The 24,991-nt window shown below is 64.7% G+C and carries 22 protein-coding genes; 13 read left to right on the top strand and 9 right to left on the bottom strand.

All coding sequences use genetic code 11. The features are described 5' to 3' along the window. Positions 1–129: 129 nt before the first annotated feature. Positions 130–438 carry a hypothetical protein gene (locus AB7531_RS39825; RefSeq protein ID WP_063986736.1) on the bottom strand — a complete coding sequence of 103 codons (309 nt, stop codon included), beginning with the start codon at positions 436–438 and terminating at the stop codon, positions 130–132. Between the two features lie 197 nt (positions 439–635). Between AB7531_RS39825 and AB7531_RS39820 the strand changes: the two genes are divergently transcribed. From AB7531_RS39820 to AB7531_RS39800, 5 genes are all read left to right on the top strand, one after another. Further along, complete coding sequence (locus tag AB7531_RS39820; RefSeq protein ID WP_063985862.1) at positions 636–1,115, top strand: hypothetical protein; 480 nt, start codon at positions 636–638, stop codon at positions 1,113–1,115. A 209-nt stretch (positions 1,116–1,324) separates the two neighbouring features. Beyond that, entirely contained in the window at positions 1,325–2,272 is a 948-nt protein-coding gene (locus AB7531_RS39815; RefSeq protein ID WP_063985861.1) for a TAXI family TRAP transporter solute-binding subunit, read from the top strand. 190 nt (positions 2,273–2,462) lie between these two features. Further along, complete coding sequence (locus tag AB7531_RS39810) at positions 2,463–4,571, top strand: TRAP transporter permease (protein ID WP_063985860.1); 2,109 nt, start codon at positions 2,463–2,465, stop codon at positions 4,569–4,571. Continuing rightward, positions 4,532–4,945, top strand: coding sequence for a DUF1850 domain-containing protein (locus AB7531_RS39805; RefSeq protein WP_063985859.1), 414 nt, complete (start codon positions 4,532–4,534; stop codon positions 4,943–4,945). The genes AB7531_RS39810 and AB7531_RS39805 overlap by 40 nt, the downstream gene beginning before the upstream one ends. A 90-nt stretch (positions 4,946–5,035) precedes the next feature. After that, positions 5,036–5,842 (top strand): SDR family NAD(P)-dependent oxidoreductase, encoded by an 807-nt coding sequence (locus AB7531_RS39800; RefSeq protein WP_063985858.1) that lies wholly within the window; start codon positions 5,036–5,038, stop codon positions 5,840–5,842. Between the two features lie 166 nt (positions 5,843–6,008). Here AB7531_RS39800 and AB7531_RS39795 read toward each other — a convergent pair whose 3' ends face one another. Together AB7531_RS39795 and AB7531_RS39790 are read right to left on the bottom strand one after the other, a co-directional pair. Continuing rightward, positions 6,009–6,779, bottom strand: coding sequence for a hypothetical protein (locus tag AB7531_RS39795; RefSeq protein ID WP_063985857.1), 771 nt, complete (start codon positions 6,777–6,779; stop codon positions 6,009–6,011). A gap of 86 nt (positions 6,780–6,865) precedes the next feature. Continuing rightward, complete coding sequence (locus AB7531_RS39790; RefSeq protein WP_084795312.1) at positions 6,866–8,443, bottom strand: cation:proton antiporter; 1,578 nt, start codon at positions 8,441–8,443, stop codon at positions 6,866–6,868. Positions 8,444–8,560: 117 nt separating this feature from the next. Here AB7531_RS39790 and AB7531_RS39785 point away from each other — a divergent pair, with 117 nt between their 5' ends. From AB7531_RS39785 to AB7531_RS39765, 5 genes are all read left to right on the top strand, one after another. Further along, complete coding sequence (locus tag AB7531_RS39785) at positions 8,561–9,322, top strand: tetratricopeptide repeat protein (protein WP_063985856.1); 762 nt, start codon at positions 8,561–8,563, stop codon at positions 9,320–9,322. 134 nt (positions 9,323–9,456) lie between these two features. Further along, a complete protein-coding gene (locus AB7531_RS39780) occupies positions 9,457–10,842 on the top strand; it encodes a tetratricopeptide repeat protein (protein WP_063985855.1) in 1,386 nt (461 codons plus the stop codon). Positions 10,843–11,174: 332 nt separating this feature from the next. Further along, positions 11,175–13,085 (top strand): propionyl-CoA synthetase, encoded by a 1,911-nt coding sequence (locus tag AB7531_RS39775; RefSeq protein WP_063985854.1) that lies wholly within the window; start codon positions 11,175–11,177, stop codon positions 13,083–13,085. 260 nt (positions 13,086–13,345) lie between these two features. Beyond that, positions 13,346–13,615: a hypothetical protein gene (locus AB7531_RS39770; protein ID WP_063985853.1), complete on the top strand. Its 270-nt coding sequence runs from the start codon at positions 13,346–13,348 to the stop codon at positions 13,613–13,615. Positions 13,616–13,796: 181 nt separating this feature from the next. Further along, entirely contained in the window at positions 13,797–14,543 is a 747-nt protein-coding gene (locus AB7531_RS39765; protein ID WP_063985852.1) for an OmpW/AlkL family protein, read from the top strand. Positions 14,544–14,853: 310 nt separating this feature from the next. Here AB7531_RS39765 and AB7531_RS39760 read toward each other — a convergent pair whose 3' ends face one another. Next, entirely contained in the window at positions 14,854–15,549 is a 696-nt protein-coding gene (locus AB7531_RS39760; RefSeq protein WP_063985851.1) for a DUF1013 domain-containing protein, read from the bottom strand. A gap of 265 nt (positions 15,550–15,814) precedes the next feature. On the opposite strand from AB7531_RS39760, the gene ispH reads away from it, so the two are divergent. The 3 genes from ispH to rnhA are packed head-to-tail and all read left to right on the top strand — an operon-like array spanning position 15,815 to position 18,234. Next, complete coding sequence (gene ispH, locus AB7531_RS39755; RefSeq protein WP_063985850.1) at positions 15,815–16,783, top strand: 4-hydroxy-3-methylbut-2-enyl diphosphate reductase; 969 nt, start codon at positions 15,815–15,817, stop codon at positions 16,781–16,783. 6 nt (positions 16,784–16,789) lie between these two features. After that, positions 16,790–17,773, top strand: coding sequence for a homoserine kinase (locus tag AB7531_RS39750; RefSeq protein WP_063985849.1), 984 nt, complete (start codon positions 16,790–16,792; stop codon positions 17,771–17,773). Then, positions 17,770–18,234: a ribonuclease HI gene (gene rnhA, locus AB7531_RS39745; RefSeq protein WP_063985848.1), complete on the top strand. Its 465-nt coding sequence runs from the start codon at positions 17,770–17,772 to the stop codon at positions 18,232–18,234. The genes AB7531_RS39750 and rnhA overlap by 4 nt, the downstream gene beginning before the upstream one ends. A gap of 180 nt (positions 18,235–18,414) precedes the next feature. Here rnhA and AB7531_RS39740 read toward each other — a convergent pair whose 3' ends face one another. From AB7531_RS39740 to AB7531_RS39720, 5 genes are all read right to left on the bottom strand, one after another. Next, entirely contained in the window at positions 18,415–18,900 is a 486-nt protein-coding gene (locus AB7531_RS39740) for a peroxiredoxin (protein WP_007597501.1), read from the bottom strand. A 96-nt stretch (positions 18,901–18,996) separates the two neighbouring features. Further along, positions 18,997–19,551 (bottom strand): DUF924 family protein, encoded by a 555-nt coding sequence (locus tag AB7531_RS39735; protein ID WP_063985847.1) that lies wholly within the window; start codon positions 19,549–19,551, stop codon positions 18,997–18,999. 30 nt (positions 19,552–19,581) lie between these two features. Next, positions 19,582–21,267: a long-chain fatty acid--CoA ligase gene (locus AB7531_RS39730; protein WP_063985846.1), complete on the bottom strand. Its 1,686-nt coding sequence runs from the start codon at positions 21,265–21,267 to the stop codon at positions 19,582–19,584. A gap of 191 nt (positions 21,268–21,458) precedes the next feature. Next, positions 21,459–22,928: a D-alanyl-D-alanine carboxypeptidase family protein gene (locus AB7531_RS39725; protein WP_063985845.1), complete on the bottom strand. Its 1,470-nt coding sequence runs from the start codon at positions 22,926–22,928 to the stop codon at positions 21,459–21,461. A 176-nt stretch (positions 22,929–23,104) separates the two neighbouring features. Beyond that, positions 23,105–24,901, bottom strand: a complete 1,797-nt coding sequence (locus tag AB7531_RS39720; protein ID WP_063985844.1) for a glucan ABC transporter ATP-binding protein/ permease — start codon at positions 24,899–24,901, stop codon at positions 23,105–23,107. Positions 24,902–24,991 lie beyond the last annotated feature (90 nt).

Here is a 24,991-nt window from a genome sequence, read left to right as displayed (position 1 = left end):
GGGCATCCAGTACGCCGCAGCCTCTCGATTGAAGCACAACGGCCTCTGGAATACTGGATCACCCGCCCCAGTGCGCAAGCGCGCACAAGGCGGGTGATGACACCGAGTGCTTGGGTTGGCCGTCGCCCCTTACTGATCCGACCCGAACTTGAACTTGCCGTCGCCTTCGAGATACGGGCCGCTGCGCATGTAGAGCTGGCCGTTGTGGCCGATGAAGAACAGCGTGCCTTTCGGCACCTTCTTGGCGCCCTTCAGGAGTTCACCGGCATTGTTGGTGCCCATCTTGTAGGAGAAGGTCTTGCCTTCCTTGTCATAGGCATAGCCGGTGTCGGGCTTGAGCTCCCAGGGCGTTGCCGCGGTCTGCGCCAATGCGGGTGCGCTGAATGCGCCGAGCGTTGCTGTGAGTGCAAGTGCAAATGTCTTCGTTGAAAATGCCATCATCCCATCCTCCCCATCGTTGGGGTTGCCATCTTGAACAAATCACGAACGGCGTTTACAGGTCAATTTGCGAAAGCGCCGCAGCGCATCACGTCCTGCCCAGCAGTTTGTGATTTTCCCTTCGTCCCCGCGCGACTATGTTCCGCTTTCAGTCTAGAACGCAATTCGACAAAAATATTGGTAGGGGGATGATTCGGATGAACCAAGTCGTGAAAGCCTGCTCAGCCGCCGCGCTGTTGGTGACGGCGCTGGCGCCCGCCGCCCGGGCGGATGACTACCAGCTCAGCCACAACCAGCGGATTTCGTGCAGCCGTGGCCTCGCCCCGGGCAAGCTGAACACCGCGACCTGCAAGTCCTACACCTACCTGTTCAATACCAAGACCTCGGAATATTTCCGCTGCCAGGTCTCGCTCGCGCTGACCCGCGACAACAAGGAAGTCATCAACGTCCAGACCGACGGCGGCTGCACCAAGAAGCCGCGCATCTTCGAGACCGACGGCAAATACGATTTCGACGCGACCGAGACCGAACCGCCGAACACCAACTCGTTCTTCGGCCCCGGCGGCTACTCGGTCTGGGCCGCCGACGTCACCGCGCAGAAGGTGCGCGGCTGCATCATCATCTCCTCCGGCCTCGGCTCCGACATCTCCAAGTGCCTGGACATGACCTTCCAATAAGGGCTTGCCAGCAAGAGCTTGCCAGTAAGGCTTGCCAGCGCGGCGAGACACGCGCCAGACCCTGACTGCGCCACCTCGCCGCACCCGCGGGTTCCCCAAAAATCGAGCCGGGTCAGCCGTTTACCGCAGTCCTGTTGTGACTTTTGGATGGGTTGACCCGCTTCCCCCATCCGGCCAATTTCCCGGCCGGTTTGGGGAGTACAACAACCATGAAACGGACGATTTTCGGCGCGGCCGCGGCTCTTGCCCTGGCGGCGTCGGCACCTTGCGCGCATGCGCAATCCTTCATCAACGTGCTGACCGGCGGCACCTCCGGCGTCTACTATCCGCTTGGGGTCGCGATCGGAAAGATTTACGGCGACAAGATTCCGAACGTGAAGACGCAGGTGCAGGCCACCAAGGCGTCGGTCGAGAACCTGATCCTGCTCCAGCAGGGCCGCGGTGAAATTGCGTTCACGCTGGGTGACTCGCTCAAAGCCGCCTGGGAGGGCGACGAGGAAGCCGGCTTCAAGTCCAAGCTGGACAAGCTGCGCACCATCGGCGCGATCTATCCGAACTACATCCAGATTGTCGCGACCGCCGAATCGGGCATCAAGACGCTCGCAGACCTCAAGGGCAAGAGCCTCTCGGTCGGCGCGCCGAAGTCGGGCACCGAGCTCAATTCCCGTGCGATCCTCGCGGCCGCAGGTATGACCTATAAGGACCTCGGCAAGGTCGAATATCTGCCGTTCGCCGAATCCGTCGACCTCATGAAGAACCGCCAGTTGGGCGCGACGCTTCAATCGGCCGGCCTTGGCGTCGCCTCGCTGAAGGATCTCTCGAGTTCGGCCTCGATCACCGTGGTGTCGGTGCCGAAGGAGACCATCGACAAGATCGGCCCGCCCTTCATCTCGGCAATCATTCCGGCCAATACCTATACCGGCCAGGACAAGGACGTGCCGACCGCGGCCGTGGTCAACTATCTCGTGACGAGCTCCGCGGTGTCGGACGACCTCGCCTACCAGATGACCAAGCTGATCTTCGAGTCGCTGCCCGAATTGCAGAACGCCCATGCCGCGGGCAAGGAGATCAAGCTCGAGGCGGCCGCCACCGGCAGCCCGGTTCCGCTGCATCCCGGCGCGATCCGCTATTACAAGGAAAAAGGGCTGATCAAGTAGTCAGCTTTCGTTATCGGACGTCATGGCCGGGCAAAAGCGCGAAGCGCGTCTTCGCGCAGATGTCCCGGCCATCCACGTTCTTGGAGGCGCCGTGAGCCGTGGATGGCCGGGACAAGCCCGGCCATGACGGTGTGGCGAGCGGAAGCTCAATGTTATAAGCGCCGCAGATGATGGGCGCGGGGATACGGGCATGTTGCAGGCAGAGGGCTCCGCAGAGCCCATCAAGGTTGAATTCGACAATTTCGAGCACGGTTTTCCGGAAGGTTTTGGTCCGGGCTGGTGGGGCCAACTCGCCTACTGGATCGGCATCGCCTTCGCCACCTTCCAGCTCTATGTCGCCGCCTTCAACTATCTGCCGAGCCAGGTGGTGCGCGGCGTCCATGTCGGCTTCCTCGTTCTCCTCACCTTCGGCCTGATCGCCAATTTCACCGCGAAGAGCGATGTCGGTCGCGCGCTCGGCTGGGTGATCGGCGGCGCCGGCTTCTTCTGCGGCCTCTATCAGTGGATCTTCTATGCCGACCTGATTGCGCGCGACGGCGATCCGACCAGGCTCGATCTCGCGGTCGGCACCCTGCTCGCGGTGCTGATCTTCGAGGGCACGCGGCGCCTGATGGGCGCGGCGCTGCCATTGATGTGCGGCGCATGTCTCGTCTACTGGTTCTTCGGGCAGTATCTGCCGTCGCCGCTCAACCATCGCGGCTATGACTTCGACCAGATCGTCACGCATCTGTCGTTCGGCACCGAAGGCTTTTACGGCGTGCCGATCTACGTCTCGGCGACCTACATCTTCCTGTTCATCCTGTTCGGCTCGTTCCTGGAGCGCGCCGGCATGATCCAGCTCTTCACCGACGTTTCTCTTGGGCTATTTGGCAGGACCCGCGGCGGCCCCGCCAAGGTCGCAGTGTTCGCCTCGGGCATGATGGGCACGATCTCCGGCTCCGGCGTCGCCAACGTCGTCACGGTCGGCCAGTTCACGATTCCGCTGATGATCAAGTTCGGCTATCGCCGCGCCTTTGCGGCGGGTGTCGAGGCGACGGCCTCGATGGGCGGCCAGATCATGCCGCCGGTGATGGGCGCGGTCGCCTTCATCATGGCGGAGACGCTCGGCGTCCAGTACTCGGAAATCGTCAAGGCGGCGGCGATCCCCGCCATCCTCTATTTCGCGTCCGCCTTCTGGATGGTCCATCTCGAAGCCGGCAAGCACGGCCTCGTCGGCATGAAGCGCTCGGAGATTCCGAGTGCCTGGAAGGCGCTGGTGACGCGCTGGTATCTCGTGCTGCCGCTCGCGGCGCTCGTCTACATGCTGTTCGAGGGCTTTACGCCGCTCTATGCCGGCAGCATGGGCCTTGCGCTCACGGTGACGCTGATCCTGGGCGCCAGCATCACGGCCGGCGCCTCCTCGATGGTCGTCCGCTCCATCTTCTGGATCGGACTTGCGCTCGTCGTCGGCGCGCTGTCGCGCGACGGTCTCCAGATCGTGCCGGTCGCGAGCGTCGTCGTCGGGCTGATCGTGATCACGGCGTTCGTGCGCGGCGGGTTCGCGGCCTTGCGCGAATGCCGCAATGCGCTGGCCGAGAGTGCGAAGTCGGCGATCACGGTGGGTATGGCCTGCGCCATCGTCGGCGTCATCATCGGCATGATGTCGCAGACCGGCGTCGGCACCATTTTTGGCAGCTGGGTGATCGGTCTCGGCGAGAAGAGCCTGTTCCTGGCGCTGATCATGACCATGCTGCTGTCGATCCTGCTCGGCACGGGCATTCCGACCATCCCGACCTACATCATCACCGCCGCGCTCGCCGCGCCGGCGCTGGCGAAGCTCGGCGTGCCCTTGATCGCGAGCCATATGTTCGCGTTCTATTACGGCATCATGGCCGACCTCTCGCCGCCGGTGGCACTCGCCGCATTGGCGGCGGCGCCGATCGCGAAGGAGAATCCGGACAAGATCGGCTGGGAGGCGATGCGCATCGCGCTTGCCGGTTACGTCATTCCGTTCATCTTCGTCTATTCCCCGGCGCTGATGCTCCAGGCCGGCGACCCCATGGCGGCCAAGCTCGGCTTCTACGGCGCGGTGGCGCTCGCGACCTTCAAGGCGCTGGTGGCGATCGGCCTGTTCGGCATGGTCGCGATCGGCTTCCTGTTCACGCGCATGACGCTGCTCGAACGCGTGCTCGCGCTCGGCGCCGCGCTCTGCCTGCTCGGTGACTTCGCCTTCAGCGACACCGTGGGCTTCCTGCTCTCCGCCGCGCTCGTGCTGTGGCAATGGCGGCAGCGTCCGCCGGCAATTGTCGAGGCGGTGTGAGCCTCTGTTTCGCAACAGCTTCAGGCGTGAAAGCGCTCGCGCTTTCCGCCTTCACGCTGGTGTGGACGCATTCGATTGCGAAGGTCGACTGGCAGGAGGACTGGCGCGTGACGCCTGCCGGCCTCGAACTGGTGCAGGCGCGCGTCAAGGGCACCGGGCCCGGCATGGAGCCGCCGCCCGAGGCGCGGCTCGTCGACGGCTGGTTTCAATGGCAGCCGCAGCGTGCACCGATGCCGGAGGTCGTGCTCGGCAATTCGGGTGCGGCCGGGGAATGGCGGTTATGCCATGACGGGAAGTGCCGGACGTTGTCGGAGATTGTCGGGCACCCGATCGGTGCTAACGTCACGACGATGAAGATTTGTAACGATCCGTAGCCCGGATGAAGCGAAGCGCAATCCGGGAACAGTCGCCCCGGATTGCGCTGCGCTCCATCCGGGCTACAAGAACAGCAAGGGAGAAATGCGATGGATCGGCTCAAGGGCAAGGTTGCGATGGTGGTGGGCGCCGGCTCGATCGGGCCCGGCTGGGGCAACGGCAAGGCGACCGCGGTGACCTTTGCGCGCGAGGGCGCGCAGGTGTTTTGCGTCGACCGCAACGGTGCGGCAGCCGAGGAGACAGCGAAGATCATCACGGGTGAGGGCGGCAATGCGACTGCCTTCACCGCGGACGTCTCGCGCGCGAGCGAGATCGAGGCGATGGTGGCGGCGTGCCTGAAGGCCTATGGCCGCATCGACGTGCTCGACAACAATGTCGGCATCGCCGAGATGGGCAGCGTGGTCGAGGTCGCCGAGGAGAGCTGGGACCGCGTCTTCACTGTCAACCTCAAGAGTGCCTATCTCGCCATGAAGCACGTCGTCCCCGTGATGGTGAAGCAGGGCGGCGGCTCGATCATCAACATCTCCTCGATCGCCTCGATCCGGCATGTCGGGATTTCCTATGTCAGCTACAACGCCAGCAAGGCCGCGATGAACCAGCTGACGCGCTCGACCGCGATCGAGTTCGCGAAGAACCATGTGCGGGTGAATGCAATCCTGCCCGGTCTGATGAAGACGCCGATGGTGGAGCATTCCGCGGGTCTCGCGAACAGCTACGCCAAGGGCGACGTCGAGGCGATGTGGCGCGCCCGCGATGCGCAGGTGCCGATGGGGCACATGGGCGAGGCCTGGGACGTCGCCAATGCCGCGCTGTTCCTGGCGTCGGACGAGTCGAAATATGTGACGGGGATCGAGCTCGTGGTCGACGGCGGGATCACGTGCAAGGCGGGGGCGTAGCTCCAATTTCCGTCGTCGTCCCGGGACGCGCAAAGCGCGAACCCGGGACCCATAGCCACAGGACGAAGTTGCCGCGCGAGCTAGCAACTCCGAGTCTTCGCCAAACCACGTCCTGTGGCTATGGGTCCCGGATCTGCGCTGCGCTTGTCCGGGACGACAGCGGTGACTACTGCGCCAGCGCCAGAATCCCGCCGGCAAACGAATGCCACGCCGCACTCTCGCTGATCGGCCAGTTCAGCACCTTCACCGCCAGCAGCGCGAGCGTGCCGTAAATGTAGACCGGGTGCACGCGGCCATCGGTGCGCCAGTCGCGCGCCATGGCGACGACAAGCAGGAGCGACGCGACCACGGCCGGGGCGATCGTGACGGGCACCGGCGGCGGGCCGGGAGGACCGGGAGGCGCGAGGAAGGTAATGAACCAGCGCGCGATCGCGGCATCGAGGATCGAGACCGCGGCAAGCAGCATCAGGCGCTTGTGAATCTCGGGCTTTCGCGTGTTCACGATCGCGAGCACGAACACCACCGCGAAGAACGCGATGCCGCTCATCGGCACGATCGAGAAGCCGATGCCGGCATCCTTCTGCCCAAGTGCGGCGGCGTGCTGCATCACGTGCACCGAGGCGAGGAAGCCGAAGATCGTCATCGCGGTCGCAAGCGACACGCCGGCAATCCCGAGTGCGCGGTGATTGACCACGCGGCCCGACGCCGCGAGCCAGGTCTGGATCACGAAATAGAGAGACCAGGTGAAGAACAGGAGCCCGTGAAAATGAATCACCGGGCTCGCCGAAAACGTCCGCTGCGCGAGCGGTACGAAATAGGTCGGCGCGAAGCCGAGAAACGCGGTGGCTGCGCAGGCCAGTGCCATATTGAGATAAAAATATCGTGCAGGCGACGCATCACGCGCGCGTACACGACGGTCGTCGATCAAGGTCGTCATCTGGAATGAGTCTGGAGAGGCGGTGTTTGGTTCAAGCTCCTAACCACCTGGATAGGCCGGCACGCCGCTCAACGCTCGAGCGGAGTTTAACCGTCGGCGCTCAATTCTGCGCGATCGAGCTCTTCCTCGATCCGGTGAAACGCGTCGTCGCCGATCACTTCGGTATCGCGAAGGCCGAGGATCGATTTGCGCGCGGCCTCGATGGCGCGGCGGCGCAGCGGATCGGCGGGCAATTCGCCGCTGGCGATGCCGCCGTGCGGATCGTCGTCGGCCTGCATCAGGATGGCGCGGTATTCGAGCCGCAGGATTTCCGCCTCCTCCGACGGATCGTCCTCGATCGCATCGAGCGCGGCGCGATAGGCGACTGCGCGGGCGCGCGCGACCTCGATACCGACGGGATCGTCGTCCTTGAGGCCGAAGGCGAGAATCAGCGGCCGCAGCGTCAGGCCCTGGATGACCAGCGAGCCCAGCACCACCGCAAAGGCGATGAAGACGATGAAGTCGCGGTAGGGGAAGTTTTCCGGCAAGGCGAAGGCGGTGGCGAGCGTGACGAGACCGCGCATGCCGCACCAGGAGATGATGAGGCCACCCTTCGGCGAGGCAACCTGCTTGGGATCCTTCGGATGATAGAGCCCGTGCGCGATCAGGACGCGCAGCGTCGCGCGGTAGAACGTGATCCAGGCAAGCCGCACCAGGACCACCGTGAGCAGGATCCAGGCTGCGGCCACGCAATATTCCCAGCGCACCTCCGCGTCGAGCCGCGTCCAGATCGGCCGCATCTGCATGCCGATCAGCATGAAGGCGAGCACGTTGAGCACGAACACCATCGTTTCCCAGACCGCATAGGACGGCACCCGTAACCGCGCCGGCATGCGCGCCCCCGCCGTGCGCGCGACGGTGATGGCGTAGACGACGATGGTGAGGATGCCGGAGAGGCCGAGATGCTCGGCTGCGATCCAGACCATGAAGGTGGTGGCGAACTGCACGATGATCGCGCTCGGCGCTTCCTTCACGCGTTCCAGGAACAGCGGGATGATGCGCCCGGCCAAAAGACCGGCGAGGACGCTGCCGACCAGCCCGAGTGCGATCGTCGGCGCGACCTCGCTCCATTTCAGATGCTCCATGACGACAGCGCCGACCGCGATGCGATAGATCAGGAGCGCGCTGGCGTCGTTGAGCAGGCTCTCGCCCTCCAGGACCTTCACCATGCGATAGGGCAGCTTGACCTGGCTCAGGATTGCAACCGCTGCCGCGGCATCCGGCGGGGCCACGATGGCGCCGAGCGCAATGGCGGCGGCCCAGGGCATGTCAGGCATCAGCCGGTGCGCGACGAAGGCCACGCCGACCGTGGTCAGGCCGACCGCGGCGACCACCAGGGTCGAGACCGGAACCCAGTTGTTGCGGAGATCGCGCAGCGAGGTGTCGAAGGCGGCATCCATCAGCACCGGTGCGACAAAAAGTGCCAAGGCGAGGTCGGGTTCGAGCGTCCAGGAGGGGCTGTTCGGCACGAAGGCGATCAGCGCGCCGCCGATGGCGAGAAAGGTCGGGTAGGGGACCTTGATCCGCCGCGCCAGCGCCGATAATGCAACGGCGCCGAGCAGAAGCACGATGATCCATTCGAATGTCGACACGTTGATCCCCGAAACCGATTTTGGCCGTGCCACAAGCTAGCACCAATCCGGCCGTATGATGGATAGTGCACCCTCAAGGCAAGGCTCAAGCCAGACCCAGGCCAAAACCCAGGCCAAGACTCAAGCCAAGACTTTCCGACTGCAGCTAGCATGCGTTCTCAAAATCTCATTCGATTGTCCGGCGCGGTGGCGCTCTGTGCGCTTTCGCTAGGGGCGGCCCATGCCGCGACCGGCGGCGAGCCCGCCGCCGTCGTGCAGGTCGATGTCGCGCCGTGCCTCGCTGCTGCTGCCGCCGACGACATGGACAAGGCCGGCTCCGCCTGCGCCTCCGTCATCGACAACGAGAAGACGGCCAAGGCGGACCTGGTCAAGGCGCTGGTCGCGCGCGGCGCGCTTTATGCGCGGCATGACCAGGTCGACCGTGCGATCGCCGACGACAGCCGCGCTCTTCAGCTCGATCCGACCCTGGCCGACCTCTTCAACGCCCGTGGCGAGCTCTGGCTGAAGAAGGGCGATAAGCCGAAGGCGGTGCAGGATTTCGGCGCCGCGCTGAAGATCGATCCGAACCACGAGAAGGCCAAGGCCAATCACAAGGCGATGGCGCGCGAGCTCGAGCGGATCGGCGCGCAGATGGCGGTGGCCGGCAAGCCCAGCTTCAATTGCAGGAGTGCGGCCCGGGCCGTCGAGAAGGCGATCTGCGCCAACCGCGAGCTCGCCGATCTCGATCGGGAGATTTTTGCGTCGAACGCCCGCGCGATCCGGGAGGCACGCAATCCTGCGGAAGCTAAGGCGCTTCAGCGCGAGCAGGACGAGTTCATTGTCCGCCGCAATGCTGGATTTGGCCGGCCGGGCTATGATCTCAAGAAAGCGATGCAAGACAGATTGCAGCGGCTGAACGGGGTGGACGGGTAGTGAGGCGGTCTTCGGCTCTCCCCGCAAGCGGGGCGAGGGAGTGCGGGCGGCGGTGCGTCCCAACAGGGCCGAATTGAACCCATTCCTCGCCCGCCGCGACAATGGTGAAAACCTGATGTCACGGAGTCTCCCTGATGTGCGGCACGCGTTCTTCCGCGCAAATGTTCCCGTTTGCCAAAATTCCGCTTCGCGCCTTCCTGCTCAGCGCTGCAATGAGCCTTGTCCTCGCCGCCCCGGCCTCTGCTGCCGTCGATTGCGTGATGGGCAGCAAGACTGCGCCCGCCGAACTGATCACGGCGTGCGGCGCCATCATCGACCAGACCACCAATTCGAGCTCAGACCGCGCCGCCGCGCTGCTGGTGCGCGCCGACGCCAATGCGCGAACCTCAGGCGGCCTCACGCAGGCGCTGCGGGATATCGACCGCGCCATCGCGCTGGACGGCAAGAACGCAAAGGCATGGCGCCTGCGCGGCGACCTGCTGCGCGAGGCCGGCGGCGATCTCAACCGTGCCGCGGCTGATCTCAGCAAGGCCATCGAGCTCGATCCGCAGGACGCGGAAGCCTACGAGCTGCGCGGCGTCGTCTACACCAATCAGCGCCGGCTCGACCGCGCGCTCGCCGATTACGATCAGGCGATCAAGCTGAAGCCGGATGATGCGCAGGCCTGGTCCGACCGCGGCGTGAACTATTATCTCGGCGGCGACAACGAGAAGGCGATCCGCGATCTCAGCGAGGCGCTGCGGCTCGATCCGAACCGGCCGCGCGCCTACACCAATCGCGGCGCGGCCTACAAGAAGCTCGGCCAGCTCGACAAGGCGGTCGCCGATGACGGCGAGGCGATCAAGCTCGATCCGAAGGTCCCCGAATATTACGACAATCGTGGCCTGGTACTGGCCGCAATGGGTGAGTACGACAAGGCGATCGCCGACTACGACCAGGCGCTGCGGCTGGCGCCGCGGCCGAGCTTCTTCACCAACCGCGGCGATTCCTACCAGCTCAAGGGCGAGCTTGGCGCGGCGCTCAGCGACTACGAGGCTGCGCTGAAGATCGATCCGAATTTCGCGCAGACCTATAACAACCGCGCGGTGCTCTACAAGAAGATGAGTGAGCGCAGGAAGGCGCTGGCCGATTACGAGACGGCGCTGAAGCTCGATCCCGGCAACGAGAACGCGGCCAACGGCCGCCGCACCATGATGGCGGAGATCGCGAAGTTCGGCGCCGAGCCGCTGCGTCCGCTCGCGGCGAATTCCGGCAACGGCCCGTCGTTCGATTGCGCCACGGCGAAGCGCGAGGTCGAGAAGGTGATCTGCGCCGATCCGCAACTCGGCGTGCTCGATCGCCAGATCGCCGAGACCTATGAGCGCGTGCTGAAGGTTACGAAAGGCCGCTCGGCCGGCGATCTCCGCAAGACCCAGCGCGATTTCCTCGCCACGCGGAATGCGAGCTTCGGCCGGCCTGGCTATGATCTGAGGAAGGTCATGCAGGATCGGTTGCAGCGGCTGAATGCGATGGAGAGTTGAGGCGCCTCTACGCGCACACTGCGTTCCCTCCCCCCTTGCGGGGGAGGGTTAGGGAGAGGGTGGCCACAAACTCTAGACTGAGTTCGTGGCCACCCCTCTCTCCCGCTCTCCCCCGCAAGGGGGGAGGGGGCTCACCTTTGTCGTGGCTCCAGCTTGCCTCGATGGCCTTTCTTCCCTCCCTCCCAAAGACCCATCCTTTTCAGCTTGAACCGCGGCCCGTTCCCGGGAAAATACCTCTCAAACAACGCCGGCACTTGATCCCTGTCATGGCGGGACGCTCGTCCTGTCGGTCAGGTCAAGGCAAGGCGACTAAAGGGAACGGGAGCGCGGGAATGAACGTCAAGGGAACGAGTCTCTATCACGAGGTCCATGCGCGCTCGCTGGCTGATCCCCAGGGCTTCTGGGCCGAGGCGGCCACGGAGATCGACTGGATCGAGCCGCCAAAGACGATCTTCGATGCCTCGCAGGGCGTCTACGGCCGCTGGTTCATGGGGGGCGTCGTCAACACCTGCTACAACGCGCTCGACCGCCATGTCGAACGCGGCCGCGCCGACCAGGTTGCGCTGATCCATGATTCGCCGCTGACGGGCTCGGTCACCAAGTTCACCTATGCGGAGCTATTGGGTGAGGTGCAGGCGCTCGCCGCCATCATGCAGGATTTTGGCGTCGCCAAGGGCGATCGCGTCATCCTGTATATGCCGATGGTGCCGGAAGCCGTCGTCGCGATGCTCGCCTGCGCGCGCATCGGCGCGGTGCACTCGGTGGTGTTCGGCGGCTTTGCCGCCAAGGAACTCGCCACCCGCATCGACGACGCTCAGCCGAAGCTCATCCTCTCCGCGAGCTGCGGCATCGAGCCCGGCCGGATCGTGCAGTACAAGCCGCTGCTCGACGAGGCGATCAAGCTTGCGGGCACGAAGCCGAAGGCCTGCATCGTGCTGCAACGTCCCCAGCACATCTGCGACCTCACGCCGGGCCGCGACTACGATTGGGCGAGCCTGCGCCGCAAGGCGATGAACGACGGCAAGAAGGCCGCTTGTGTGCCTGTCGCCGCCACCGATCCGCTCTACATCCTCTACACCTCAGGCACGACCGGGATCCCCAAGGGTGTCGTGCGTGACAATGGCGGCCATCTCGTCGCGGTGAAATGGTCGATGTTCAACCTCTATGGCGTCAAGCCGGGCGAGGTCTGGTGGTGTGGCTCCGACATCGGCTGGGTGGTCGGCCACAGCTACATCATCTATGGCCCGCTGCTGCATGGTGCGACGTCGATCATGTACGAGGGCAAGCCAATCGGCACGCCCGATGCCGGCGCGTTCTGGCGCGTCATCAGCGAGCACAAGGCGGTCGCCTTCTTCACCGCGCCGACGGCGTTCCGCGCGATCCGCAAAGAGGATCCGGAAGGCAAGTTCATCCGGCAATACGACCTGTCGCAATTCCGCACGCTGTTCCTCGCCGGCGAGCGTGCCGATCCGCCGACGGTGGAATGGGCGGAGCAGCAGCTCAAGGTGCCGGTGATCGACCATTGGTGGCAGACCGAGACGGGCTGGTGCATCGCCGGCAATCCGGTCGGTCTCGGCATGCTGCCGGTGAAGCATGGCTCGCCGACGGTGCCGATGCCGGGCTACCAGGTTGACGTCGTCGACGAAGCCGCAAAGCCCGTCGGCCCCAACACCATGGGCTCGATCGTCATCAAGCTGCCGATGCCGCCGGGTTGCCTGCCGACGCTGTGGAATCAGGATGCGCGCTTCAAGGACGCCTACCTCACTGAATTCCCCGGCTACTACAAAACCTCGGACGCCGGCTACAAGGATGAGGACGGCTATGTCTTCGTGATGGGCCGCACCGACGACATCATCAACGTCGCCGGCCATCGTCTCTCCACGGGCGGCATGGAGGAGATTCTGGCCTCGCATCCGGACGTCGCCGAATGCGCCGTGCTCGGCGTCAAGGACGCGATCAAGGGCGAGGTGCCCTGCGGCTTCCTGGTGCTCAAGGCCGGCGTGAAGCGCGCGCCTGCGGAGATCGAAAAGGAGATCGTCGCGCTGGTGCGCGACAGGCTCGGCCCCGTCGCCGCCTTCAAGCTCGCCATCACCGTCGGCCGCCTGCCGAAGACGCGCTCGGGGAAGATCCTGCGCGGCACCATCAAGAAGATCGCCGATGGCGAAGCCTGGACCATGCCGGCCACGATCGAGGATCCCAAGGTGCTGGACGAGATCGGCGAGGCGCTGAAGGGCAGGGTGTGAGGCGATCTCCGCTGTCATCACCCGCGAAAGCGGGTGATCCAGTACGCCGCGGCCGGAGTTGTGTGACCCAATGACCGCCGCGGAGTACTGGATTCCCCGCCTGCCGCCTACGCTAAAGCTTCGGCGCCCCTGGACCTCAACCCCGGCGAAGCCTTGGCGTAGCCGGGTCGCGGGGAATGACAGCGCGTGGGGAACGACGCCCAGGGACTTACAATCTCCTCATTCCGGGCTAAACAGGGCCGGCCAACAGGGGACCTCGTATGCCACTCGCCACCGCGCCGCGCCTGCTTGTCGCCGTGCTGCTCGCCATCGCTGTCTCCGCCTGCTCCGCGCGCTACCAGACGCCGGTGGCGGTGGGCGGTGACGATGACGACGCGGTCTGTCAGAGTCGCGGCTATGCGCAGGGCTCGCCCGAATACGTGGCCTGCCGCAAGGACCGCGACGTCCAGCGCAACGCTGCCACCGCCCGGTCCGACCGCCGTCAGCGCGATCTCGGCGAGTACATGCTGAACCATCCCGACCGGCCGTGACATCGGCTACGGAATTATCCTGCGCATTCATTCGCGTATCTCGTGACACATCGGCAACGCCACAACCAAATCGTGTCGCGTCAGTCCTGATTTGATCGGCGTCAAATCCATCACCATCCCCTTTCTGCTCTGACGCTGACGTCGCGCAACGACGCGCGAGAGATGGCTGAAGGGGAATGCAATGAACGGAACGACAAAAAACCTGGCGCGGCTTGCGACGGTTGGCGCGATGCTCGTGGGGACTTTTGGCTCGGTGCAGGCGGCCGATCTGCCTGTCTACAAGAAGGCACCGCCGTCGGTAGAAGCGTTCAATCCGTGGATGGTGCGTCTGCGCGTGCTTGGCGTGTTGCCGGATGCCGGTAGCTCAACCGTCAATGTCGCAGGCGTGCCGTCGCTGTCGTCGCCGAATTCCGGGCTCTCGATCAGCGACCAGGTCGTGCCCGAGCTCGACATCAGCTATTTCTTCACCAAGAACATCGCGGCCGAGCTGATCCTCGGCGTGACCAGGCACTCGATCAGCGGCAACGGCTCGCTCGCGAACCTGCCGATCGGCAAGACCACGCTGCTGCCGCCGACGCTGACCTTGCAATATCACTTCGACAATTTCGGCGCGTTCAAGCCGTATATCGGCGCCGGCGTGAACTACACCGTGTTCTTCAACAATTCGGCTGCCAATACGCCAGCCGCCATCGTCGGTCCGCCCGCGATCGTTGCCACCACCACCAGCGTGCACGTCAGCAACGCCTGGGGCGGCGCCGTGCAGTTCGGCTTTGACTACATGCTCGACCGGCACTGGGGTCTCAACGTCGACGTCAAGAAGCTCTGGCTGCGGCCGGATTACTCAGCGACCGTCAGTGGCCTGCCGGTCACAGGCACCGCGCATATCGATCCGTGGCTGGTCGGTGGCGGTGTGACGTACAAGTTTTGATACGTCGTTGCTGTCGTTTTCGAGCTGTCGCCTAGGCGAACCCTGCGCTCCCTCCCCCCTTGCGGGGGAGGGCAGGGGAGAGGGGTAGCCCAGCAAACGGTGCGTGAGAGTCGCGCGAGACGCTTTGAGTTGATGGAGAGAGTCCCCGTGGGGCACCCCTCTCCCTAACCCTCCTCCGCAAGGGGGGAGGGGACTGCAGCTTGCGTGTGGCTGCATCTGTGCCGATCGCGAGGGTCTCCGCAAAACAAAAACGCGGCAGGTTTCCCTGCCGCGTTCAAATTGCGTTCGATCGTAAACCGGGAGGGGAGCCTTACTCCTCCTCCTCGTCCTGCTTCTTGCCGCCGAGCGTCTTCAGCTTGGCGAACACGGCGTCGACGTTGAGATCGTCGTTCGATCGCTCCGCCGGCTCGTACTCGTCCTTCTTGGTGGTTTCGGAAGCCGGCAGCAGGGTGGCGCCGCCATAGGCTGTGTCGATCGGCTTTTCCTTCGCCGCGCGCGCCACTTCGAAATCGAGCTCGATCTGCGAGCAAAGGCCAAGCGTCACCGGGTCGATCGGGGTCAGCTGGGAGGTGTTCCAGTGGGTACGGTCGCGAACGCTGGCGATGGTGCTCTTGGTGGTGCCGACCAGACGCATGATCTGGGCGTCCTTGAGCTCCGGATGGCTGCGCAGCAGCCAGAGGATGGCGCTCGGGCGCTCGTGGCGGCGGGAGACCGGGGTGTAGCGCGGGCCCTTGCGCTTGGGCTGCGGCGGCAGCACGACCTTGCTCTCCTGAAGGCGGAGCCGGTAGTCCGGGTTCTTCTCGCCCTTCTCGATCTCCTCGCGGGTCAGCTGGCCGTTGGAGAGGGGATCCATGCCCTTGATGCCCTGGGCAGCGTCGCCGTCGGCGATCGCACGCACCTCGAGGGGATGCATCTTGGTGAAATCGGCGACCTGGTCGAAGGTCAGCGCGGTGTTGTCGAGCAGCCAGACGGCGGTCGCCTTGGGCATCAGAGGTGCGTTGCTCATGGCAAATCTCCTTTGTGCTTCGCCCACCCCTCTGGAGGCGAAACCGGTGGTCATCAGCGATGACAGGGAATTCGCGCTATATAAGCCCTGAGGGGCTAGCCACGCAATGGTTCTGCTATAGATAGTGCCTTGACAGAGCCCGAAAGGGGGCCCAATTCCCTTGGAAGCGCCTGTAAAGTCCTAGCAGACCCCTTTAAGCCCTATTCCATCCATTGACCGCCCCCGCCAGAAGGCGAAACGGGTGATTCGGTCCCGAGATCGCTCAATGTCAGCCAAACCAGACCTCAAGATCGTGCTTTGTTCTCCCCGCGGCTTCTGCGCCGGGGTGGTCCGGGCAATCGACACCGTGGAACGGGCGCTCGATAAATACGGCGCCCCCGTCTATGTTCGCCACGAGATTGTGCACAACAAATACGTCGTCGACGGGTTGAAGAAGAAGGGCGCGATCTTCGTCGAAGAGCTCGCCGAAATCCCGGAAAACACCACTGCGCCGGTTGTGTTCTCGGCCCATGGCGTGCCGAAATCGGTGCCGGCCGACGCCACCTCCCGCAATCTGTTCTCGCTGGATGCGACCTGCCCGCTGGTGACCAAGGTGCACCGCGAGGCCGCGATCCACTTCAAGCGCGGCCGCGAGATCTTCCTGATCGGCCACTCCCACCACCCCGAAGTGGTCGGCACGCTCGGCCAGCTTCCGGTCGGCGCCGTAACCCTGATCGAGACCGCCGAGGACGCCAAGACCATCGTCCCGAAGAACCCCGACAACATCGCCTTCGTGACGCAGACCACGCTGTCGATCGATGACACCGCGGAGATCGTGGCGCTGCTCAAGGAGCGTTTCCCGAACATCAACGGCCCGCACAAGGAAGACATCTGCTACGCCACCACCAACCGCCAGCTCGCGGTGAAGAAGGTGGCGCCGGTCGTCGACGCCCTGATCGTGGTCGGTGCGCCGAACTCGTCGAATTCGCAGCGCCTGCGTGAGGTCGCTGAGCGCGAAGGCTGCGGGATCGCGGTGCTGGCGCAGCGCGCCACCGACATCGACTGGACCAGGTTCGGCAACATCAAGAGCCTCGGCATCACCGCGGGCGCGTCCGCGCCGGAAGTGATCGTCGAGGAGATCATGGATGCCTTCGCCGAGCGCTACACGCTGCATGTGGAGACGGTCTCGGCCGCGGAAGAGAACGAGTTCTTCCCGTTGCCGCGCCAGGTGCGTCCCGAAGCCGCCGCCGAGTAGACTTTTATGGCGGTCTACACCGACGTTGCCGCCGACGAGCTTGCGGATTTCCTGAAGCCATACGATCTCGGCGAATTGCTCTCCTACAAGGGCATCGCCGAGGGCGTCGAAAACACCAACTTCCTGCTGCACACGAGCAAAGGCTCGTTCATCCTCACGCTCTATGAGAAGCGCGTGGCGAAGAACGACCTGCCGTTCTTCCTCGCGCTGATGACGCATCTCGCCGAGCACGGCGTCACCTGCCCGCTGCCGGTGAAGGCCGGGGACGGCGAGGCGCTGCGCGAGCTGTCGGGCCGGCCGGCCGCGATCATCACCTTTCTCGAAGGCGTCTGGCCGCGCAAGCCGAATGTGGCCCATTGCGCCGGCGTCGGCGAGGGGCTGGCCAGGATGCATCTGGCCGGCGCCAATTTTGCGATCAAGCGTGGCAATGCGCTGTCGGTCTCCGGCTGGCGGCCGCTGTTCGACGCGGCGGCAAGCCGCGCCGATGAGGTCCAGCCGGGCCTGCATGCGTTTCTCGCGGCCGAGCTCGACTATCTCTCGAGCGGGGTCTGGCCGAGCAATCTGCCGGGGGGCGTGATCCACGCCGATCTCTTCAACGACAACGTCTTCTTCCTCGGCGACAAGCTCTCCGGCATCATCGACTTCACCTTCGCCTGCAACGACATGCTGGCCTATGACGTCGCGATCTGCCTGAATGCCTGGTGTTTCGAGCCGGACCATTCGTTCAACGTCACCAAGGCGCGCGCCTTCCTCAATGCCTATGGCCGGGTGCGAAAACTCTCCGAGGCGGAAGAAGCCGCGCTGCCGCTGCTCGCGCGCGGCGCCGCGATCCGCTTCCTGCTGACGCGGCTGGTCGACTGGCTCAACGTGCCTCCAGGAGCGCTGGTCAAGCCCAAGGATCCGCTGGAATATTTTCGCAAGCTGCGCTTCCACCAGAGCGTTTCCAGCGTGCGCGACTACGGGCTGATGCCGTCAGGACTGGTCGCGTGAGCGAGCTTCCCATTGTCACGATCTATACCGACGGCGCCTGCTCGGGAAATCCCGGGCCGGGCGGCTGGGGCGCGATCCTGAAGTTCGGCGACAAGGAAAAAGAGCTGAACGGTGGCGAGCGCCACACCACCAACAACCAGATGGAATTGATGGCCGCGATCTCCGCGCTCGAAGCGCTGAAGAAGCCGTGCAGCGTCGATCTCTATACCGACAGCCAGTATGTGCGGCAGGGCATCACCGGCTGGATCCACGGCTGGAAGCGCAACGGCTGGCGCACTGCCGACAAGAAGCCGGTGAAGAATGTCGAGCTATGGCAGCGCCTCGATGCGGCGCTGAAGCAGCACGAGGTCCGCTGGCACTGGGTCAAGGGTCACGCCGGGCATCCCGAGAACGAGCGCGCGGACCAGCTGGCGCGGGACGGGATTGTGAAGGCGCGGTTGCAGCAGCGGGTGGCGGAGTAGAGCGCGGCCGCGGCCACTCTACCGTCATTGCCGCCTCATTCTCAGCTGTCATCGCCCGGCTTGACCGGGCGATCCAGTACTCCGAGACGGTTGTGATTGAGCCGAGAAGCCTCGGCGTACTGGATGCCCCGCCTTCGCGGGGCATGACAGTGTCATTTGTGGTTGAGAGCGTTGGCCGCCTTACAGCTGCCCCAGCAGCGTATCGCCGCCGGAAACCTCGACTTTGCCGGGCATCGCTTCGAGGTTCAGCTTCTTCACCACGCCGTCCTCGACCAGCATCGAATAGCGCTTGGAGCGGATGCCGAGGCCGTTGCCGGAGGCGTCCAGCTCCATGCCGATCGCCTTGGCGAAGTCGGCGTTGCCGTCGGCGAGGAAGATGGCCTCGTCGCGCTGGTCGGTATCGCGCTTCCAGGCGTTCATGACGAAAGCGTCGTTGACGGAGACGATGGCGATGGTGTCGACGCCCTTGTCCTTCATGGCATAGGCGTTGAGGAAGATGCTCGGCAGATGCATCTTGTGGCAGGTGCCGGTGTAGGCGCCGGGCACCGCGAACAGCGCCACTTTCTTGCCCTTGAAGATGTCGTCGGTGGTCTTCACCTGCGGACCTTCGGCCGTCATCACGCGGAATTTCGCCTCGGGCAGCTTGTCGCCAGTCTGGATCGCCATCGTCAGTCTCCCTGAAAATCGATCCCGCTTTTTAGACCGTGCGGCGGCGCTGCACAACATTGGCGGCGAGGGTCGCGGTCCTTCACCGTTCTGTCATCAGCCGGCAAAGCCGCCGCCGTCGAGGAAGGCCTGTTCTTCCTCGGTGGTGGCGCGGTCGAGGAGGCGGTTGCGGTGGGGAAAACGGCCGAACCGCTGGATGATGTCGGCGTGCTCCCGCGCGTATTTCAGGTTCTCGGCATTGTCGGTGTTCTGAAACAGCGCGACGCAATGCAACTGGTCGGGCAGGTGCTCGGAATGCATGAAGGGCAAATAGAGGAATTCGAGCAGGATGGGGTCGATCCTGCCGTCGACGCCCCGATCGATTGCGCGGCGGGCGACGTCGCGCGCCAGCGCGTCGCTGGCAAAGGCTTCCGGCGTGCCGCGAAACATGTTGCGGGGAAACTGGTCGAGCGCGATGACGAGCGCGAGCGCGCCGTCGTCGCTTTCTTCCCAGGAGGCCAGCTCGCCGGCGGTCGCCCGCTTCCATAGCGGAAGAAAGCGACGCCCGACCTCCGCGTCGAAAGCGTCGCTGCGCTTGTACCAGCGCTCGCGGCCGGCCTCGCGCCAGAAGGCGAGAATGCCTGATGGCGTGATGTCGCCGACGTCAGTCATGAACCCAAGAGTCATGAACCAAGGCGCGGCCTACGCCGCCTCCGCCTTCTTCTCGTCGCGGAGCTGCCGGCGCAGGATCTTGCCGACATTGGTCTTCGGCAGGTCGGTGCGGAATTCGATGTGCTTGGGCACCTTGTAGCCGGTGAGCTGGCCCTGGCAGAACTTGATCACGGCTTCCGCGGTGAGGTTGGGATCCTTCTTCACCACGAACGCCTTCACCGCCTCGCCCGACTTGGAATCGGGGATGCCGATCACGGCGCATTCGAGCACGCCCGGATTGCTCGCGATCACTTCCTCGATCTCGTTCGGATAGACGTTGAAGCCCGAGACCAGGATCATGTCCTTCTTGCGGTCGACGATCTTGGTGTAGCCCTTCTCGTCCATCACGCCGATGTCGCCGGTGCGGAAATAGCCGTCGGCGGTCATCACCTTGTCGGTCTCTTCCGGCCTGTTCCAGTAGCCCGACATCACCTGCGGGCCCTTGGCGCAGATCTCGCCGGGCTGGCCGAGCGGGACTTCGTTGCCGTCGTCGTCGCGGATCGAGATCCAGGTCGAAGGCACGGGGATGCCGATCGATCCCGAGAACTCGGTCGTGGTCGCGGGATTGCAGGTCAGCGTCGGCGAGGTCTCCGACAGGCCGTAGCCTTCGGCGATGAAGCAGCCGGTCACCGCCTTCCACTGCTCGGCGACGGGGCGCTGCACCGCCATGCCGCCGCCGTTCGAGATCTTCAGCTTGGAGAAGTCGAGCTTCTTGAAGTCGGGATGGTGCATCAAGCCGTTGTAGAGCGTGTTCACGGCCGGGAAGCTGTTGACCTGGTACTTCGCCAGCTCCTTGACGAAGCCCGCGATGTCGCGCGGATTGGGGATCAGCAGATTGCAGCCGCCGGCACGCACCGCGAGCAGGTAGCAGGCCGTCAGCGCGAAGATGTGATAGAGCGGCAGCGCGCAGACGATCATGAGCTGATCGACATGCGGAGGTGCAGCGAGCGCCGGCTGGAGCCAGGCGTCGTTCTGCAGCACGTTGGCGACGATGTTGCGGTGGAGCAGGGTGGCACCCTTGGAGACGCCGGTGGTGCCGCCGGTATATTGCAGGAAGGCGACGTCGCCCGGCGACAGCTTCGGCTTGTTGAACGTCAGGCCGCGGCCGGCCGATATCGCGTCGTTGAAGGACACCGCGCCCGGCAGCGACCAGGCCGGCACCATCTTCTTGACGCGGCGGACGACGAGGTTGACGATCACGCCCTTGAAGCCGAGCAGGTCGCCCATGCTGCCGACGATGACATGCTTGACTTGCGTCTTCGCGATCACCTGCTCGACCGTGTGGGCAAAATTCTCCAGCACGATGATGGCTTCGGCGCCGGAATCCTTGAGCTGATGCTCGAGCTCGCGCGGCGTGTAGAGCGGGTTGACGTTGACCACCGCGAAACCGGCGCGCAGCACGGCAGCGGTCGCGACCGGATATTGCAGCACGTTCGGCATCATGATCGCGACGCGGGCGCCACGTTGCAGGCCACGGCCCTGTAAATAGGAGGCGAGCGCCAACGACATCTGGTCGAGGTCGCGATAGCTGATCGCCTTGTCCATGCAGATGAATGCCTTGCGGTCGGCGAACTTGGCGAAGCTCTCCTCCAGAAGGTCGACCAGCGATGCGTATTGGGTCGGCTCGATATCAGCAGGCACGCCGGGCGGATATTGCTTGAGCCAGATGCGCTCCATGGAAAACTCCCCTCAATTTACCAGAGCCCGTTGTGTCTCGGGCTTGCCTCATTGCGGCCAGTATCGAGCCTGCCGGAACGGGTGGCAAGCCGGTCGAGGCTTAGGACAAAGGTCAGGGAGTGGCTACTGGAATTGTCGCAAGCCGCTCTGCCGCAGGTGCGAAGCGCGGGCGCGGCTTGCGGTGGGTGCCGTTAGCTGTTGTTGGCCGGCTTGGCGGCGGGCTTGGTCGCCGCCTTGGGCTTGGCGGGCTTGGCCGCCTGATCGCCGCTTGCCGCAGGCTTCTCGGCGGGTTTCGCCGCCGCACCGTGCTTGGCCGCGGCATGCTTGGTCCCGGCCGGCTTCGCCGCGGACTTGGTATCGCTTTTGGCGTCAGGCTTGGCGGCATCCGGCTTTGCCGCCGCCGTCTTGGCATCCTTCGGCTTGTCGGCTGGCTTGTCGGCCGCATCAGGCTTCCTGGCGACGCGCGACTTCTTGCCACGCGGCTTTGGCGTGGCCTGCTGGTCGGCATCGGCCGCGACCGCCGCGATCAGGGCGCTGCCGGTGCGGGTCGGGCCGGTATAGACCAGCACGGGCTCGGCCGCAGCGGGGGCGGAGGCCATCAGCTCGGAGGCCTTCATCAGGGGCGGCTGAAGGCCCGCGGTGAAGAAGGTGACCTGGGCTTCGCCGCCGGTGGCGGAGGCCGATCCGGACGTGCCGCCATTGGCGGCGATCAGTGCGTCGTCATCATCGCTGGCCGGCCGCTTGCGATGACCGCCGCACATGTCCTCGCGCAGGTTCGGCGGCGAAGCGTCGACCGGCACGAGCTTGTCGACGGTGCCGAGCGAGGGGCGGAGCCAGGTGAGATTGTCCTGGCTGAAGCCGCGTTCGAGCAGCTGCGCGGCCTTCACCGCACGCGCAGTGCCGGAGTTGGCGCCGAGCACGACGGCGATCAGCCGTCGGCCGTTGCGCGTGGCCGACGCCACGAGATTGTAGCCGGAGGCGCAGATGAAGCCGGTCTTGAAACCGTCGGCCCCGGGGTAGCGGCCGATCAGCTTGTTGAAATTGCCGGTGACGCGCTTGCCGAAGCGGATTGCCGGGATGTGCACGAAATATTCGTATTCCGGCAGGTCGCGCAGGAACGAGCGCGCGAGAATGCCGAGGTCGCGCGCGGACGTGATCTGGCCGTCGGCGGGCAGGCCGTTCGGATTGACGTAGCTCGTCTGCGTCATGCCGAGCTTCTGCGCGGTGTCGTTCATCATCGCCGAGAAGCCGTCGATTGAGCCGCCGACGCCTTCGGCAAGCACCACGGCCATGTCGTTCGCTGACTTCACCATCATCATCTTCAGCGCGTTGTCGACGGTGAGCTGCGTTCCCGGACGGAACCCCATCTTCGACGGCGATTGCGAAGCCGCCGTCGGCGACACCGTGATCAGCGTGTCGAGCGTGAGCCTGCCGTCCTTCACCGCCTTCAGCGTCACGTAGGCCGTCATGATTTTGGTGACGGAGGCCGGATACCACGGGATGGTCGCGTTCTCGGCCTGCAGCACCTTGCCGCTGTCGGCTTCGATCAGCAGCAGTGCTTCGGCGCTGGCCGTGCGCGGCGCAAGCAGCACCGCGGATGCGAGGGCCGCAGCGAACAGGTTGAACAGGGACTTGCGAAGCAGCGGGCGAAGGGCGTGCACTATCCGATTCCGGTCCTTGGAGACCCGCCGGTTCCGGTCGGCTCTCGTGATCTGATGTTCGGTTCTGAAATCCGGCGCCGCCGCTTGCGGCGTCGCAAACCTATACCGGCTCGTGCGTCGAGAATAGGGGTTTCGGCCGGGTATTCCGTGATGAAATAGGCCGAATTTCGACGATGCTATGGGGACTTGACCGCAGTCGCCGCAGCCTCAGCGGCCGTCACGCTGGCCCGTGCATTTTCCTGAACCATGAATTGGGCCCTGGCGAGTTCGGCAAAATGGCCGCCTTTGGCCACGAGTTCATCGAAAGTTCCGCTTTCGATCACGCGGCCGTTCTCGAACACCAGGATCCGCGTGGCATTGCGGATGGTGGAGAGACGGTGGGCGATCACGAACGTGGTGCGTCCCTTCATCACTTCGTCGAGAGCGGCGTTCACCTTGGCCTCGGTGACGGCGTCGAGCGCGGAGGTCGCCTCGTCCAGGATCAGGATCGGCGGATCCTTCAGCAGCGCGCGGGCGATCGACAGCCGCTGGCGCTCGCCGCCGGAGAGCATGCGGCCGCGCTCGCCGGCATTGGTCTCGAAGCCGCCGCTGCGCTCGATGAATTCGAGCGCCTGCGCGCGCTCCGCTGCCTTGCGCATCTCGGCTTCGGTCGCATCCGGCTTGCCGACGTGCAAATTCTCCGCGATCGAGCGGTTGAACAGCAGCGCCTCCTGGAACACCACGCCGATGTTCCGGCGCAGCGAGGTCAGCGTCACGCCGCGGACGTCCATGCCGTCGATCCTGATGAAGCCCGACTGCGGATCGAAGGCGCGATGCAGAAGCGCGATCGCAGTCGACTTGCCGGCGCCGGTCGCGCCGACCAGCGCGATGGTCTGGCCCGGCAGCGCGGTGAAGGAGAGGTCCTCGACCGCCGGCCGCTTGCCATCATAGGAGAAGGTGACGTCGTTGAATTCGACGAGGCCGGAGAGCCGCCCGGCATCGATCGCGTCGGGCCGGTCGTGCACCGTGGGCACGGCGTCGAGCACGTTGAAGAACTCGCGCAGCCGCGGGGCTTCCATGAACACGTTGTTGATGAAGCTCACGACCTGCTCGAGCTTCTGGATCAGCAGCGTCGCGAAGCTCACGAACATCACGATCTCGCCGACGGAGGTGAGCCCCTGGTCGTGTAGCGCGATGCCGAGCGCGAAGATCGCGAGCACCGTGATCGTCGTGGAGGCGCGCGTGATGACGGTGACGAGCGCCCACCACGACAGCACCGGCATCTGCGCGGCCAGCAGCTCGTCGGCGACGGAGCGCAGTCCCTTCACCTCGGATTCGACGCGCACGAAGCTCTGCACCAGCGCGACGTTGCCGAGCGCGTCGGAGGCGCGCGCGGAGAGCTCGCTATATTGCTCCTCGACCGCCATCTGCATGCCGAAGGTCTTGCGCACGACGAAGGTGGTCAGCACGGTGAAGACGATGCAGAGCACGAACAGCAGGATCGCGAGCCGCCAGTTCAGGTAGAGCGACAGCGGCAGCAGCACCACGACCGACAGGATCGCGGCAAAGTGCTCGCGAAAGAAGCCGAGCCACAATCGCCACAGCGCATCGGTGCCGTTGAGCATCACCTTCATCAGCCGGCCCGAATGGGTGCCTGAGTGGAAGGTCAGCGGCAGTTGCAAAATGTGCTCGAAATAGTCGGTCAGCACCGCCTGGCGCTGGCGGTGCGAGAGCCGGTCGGCCTGCAGCGCCACGATCGCGCTGCAGCCGATGGTGAACAGCCCGAACGCCACCCAGGCCAGCAGGAACGGCCAAGCCGAGTTTGATCCGGCGACCGCCTTGCCGGAGAGCACGTCGACGATCCGGCCGAACAGCACGGGTTCCGCGAACTGCGAGGCGGCGAGCAGCAGATTGGCGAACGCCAGCAGCCAGCCCAGCCGCGCCTCCTTGCCGAGCAGCTCGAGAACGCGGGTGTAGAGGCTGAAAATGGACATGCGGGCGAGGAACTCAGGCGGATCGAACGAGGTGAGCCCATATTCTAATCAGGGATCGCCCGCGAGATACAGCGGAAGCTGCTGGTTTTG

Source organism: Bradyrhizobium sp. 63_E2_N1_3, from assembly GCF_052076005.1.
Lineage (GTDB): Bacteria > Pseudomonadota > Alphaproteobacteria > Rhizobiales > Xanthobacteraceae > Bradyrhizobium > Bradyrhizobium barranii.
The sequence above is the reverse complement of the archived record's forward strand: the minus strand, read 5'-3'. Positions and strand labels throughout refer to the sequence as shown.

Excerpts from the sequence above, each read along its gene's own strand:
- AB7531_RS39825 (WP_063986736.1), bottom strand. The coding sequence starts at position 438 with ATGGCATTTTCAACGAAGACATTTGCACTTGCACTCACAGCAACGCTC.
- AB7531_RS39820 (WP_063985862.1), top strand. The coding sequence starts at position 636 with ATGAACCAAGTCGTGAAAGCCTGCTCAGCCGCCGCGCTGTTGGTGACG.
- AB7531_RS39815 (WP_063985861.1), top strand. The coding sequence starts at position 1,325 with ATGAAACGGACGATTTTCGGCGCGGCCGCGGCTCTTGCCCTGGCGGCG.
- AB7531_RS39810 (WP_063985860.1), top strand. The coding sequence starts at position 2,463 with ATGTTGCAGGCAGAGGGCTCCGCAGAGCCCATCAAGGTTGAATTCGAC.
- AB7531_RS39805 (WP_063985859.1), top strand. The coding sequence starts at position 4,532 with ATGGCGGCAGCGTCCGCCGGCAATTGTCGAGGCGGTGTGAGCCTCTGT.
- AB7531_RS39800 (WP_063985858.1), top strand. The coding sequence starts at position 5,036 with ATGGATCGGCTCAAGGGCAAGGTTGCGATGGTGGTGGGCGCCGGCTCG.
- AB7531_RS39795 (WP_063985857.1), bottom strand. The coding sequence starts at position 6,779 with ATGACGACCTTGATCGACGACCGTCGTGTACGCGCGCGTGATGCGTCG.
- AB7531_RS39785 (WP_063985856.1), top strand. The coding sequence starts at position 8,561 with ATGCGTTCTCAAAATCTCATTCGATTGTCCGGCGCGGTGGCGCTCTGT.
- AB7531_RS39780 (WP_063985855.1), top strand. The coding sequence starts at position 9,457 with ATGTGCGGCACGCGTTCTTCCGCGCAAATGTTCCCGTTTGCCAAAATT.
- AB7531_RS39775 (WP_063985854.1), top strand. The coding sequence starts at position 11,175 with ATGAACGTCAAGGGAACGAGTCTCTATCACGAGGTCCATGCGCGCTCG.
- AB7531_RS39770 (WP_063985853.1), top strand. The coding sequence starts at position 13,346 with ATGCCACTCGCCACCGCGCCGCGCCTGCTTGTCGCCGTGCTGCTCGCC.
- AB7531_RS39765 (WP_063985852.1), top strand. The coding sequence starts at position 13,797 with ATGAACGGAACGACAAAAAACCTGGCGCGGCTTGCGACGGTTGGCGCG.
- AB7531_RS39760 (WP_063985851.1), bottom strand. The coding sequence starts at position 15,549 with ATGAGCAACGCACCTCTGATGCCCAAGGCGACCGCCGTCTGGCTGCTC.
- ispH (WP_063985850.1), top strand. The coding sequence starts at position 15,815 with ATGTCAGCCAAACCAGACCTCAAGATCGTGCTTTGTTCTCCCCGCGGC.
- AB7531_RS39750 (WP_063985849.1), top strand. The coding sequence starts at position 16,790 with ATGGCGGTCTACACCGACGTTGCCGCCGACGAGCTTGCGGATTTCCTG.
- AB7531_RS39740 (WP_007597501.1), bottom strand. The coding sequence starts at position 18,900 with ATGGCGATCCAGACTGGCGACAAGCTGCCCGAGGCGAAATTCCGCGTG.
- AB7531_RS39735 (WP_063985847.1), bottom strand. The coding sequence starts at position 19,551 with ATGACTGACGTCGGCGACATCACGCCATCAGGCATTCTCGCCTTCTGG.
- AB7531_RS39730 (WP_063985846.1), bottom strand. The coding sequence starts at position 21,267 with ATGGAGCGCATCTGGCTCAAGCAATATCCGCCCGGCGTGCCTGCTGAT.
- AB7531_RS39720 (WP_063985844.1), bottom strand. The coding sequence starts at position 24,901 with ATGTCCATTTTCAGCCTCTACACCCGCGTTCTCGAGCTGCTCGGCAAG.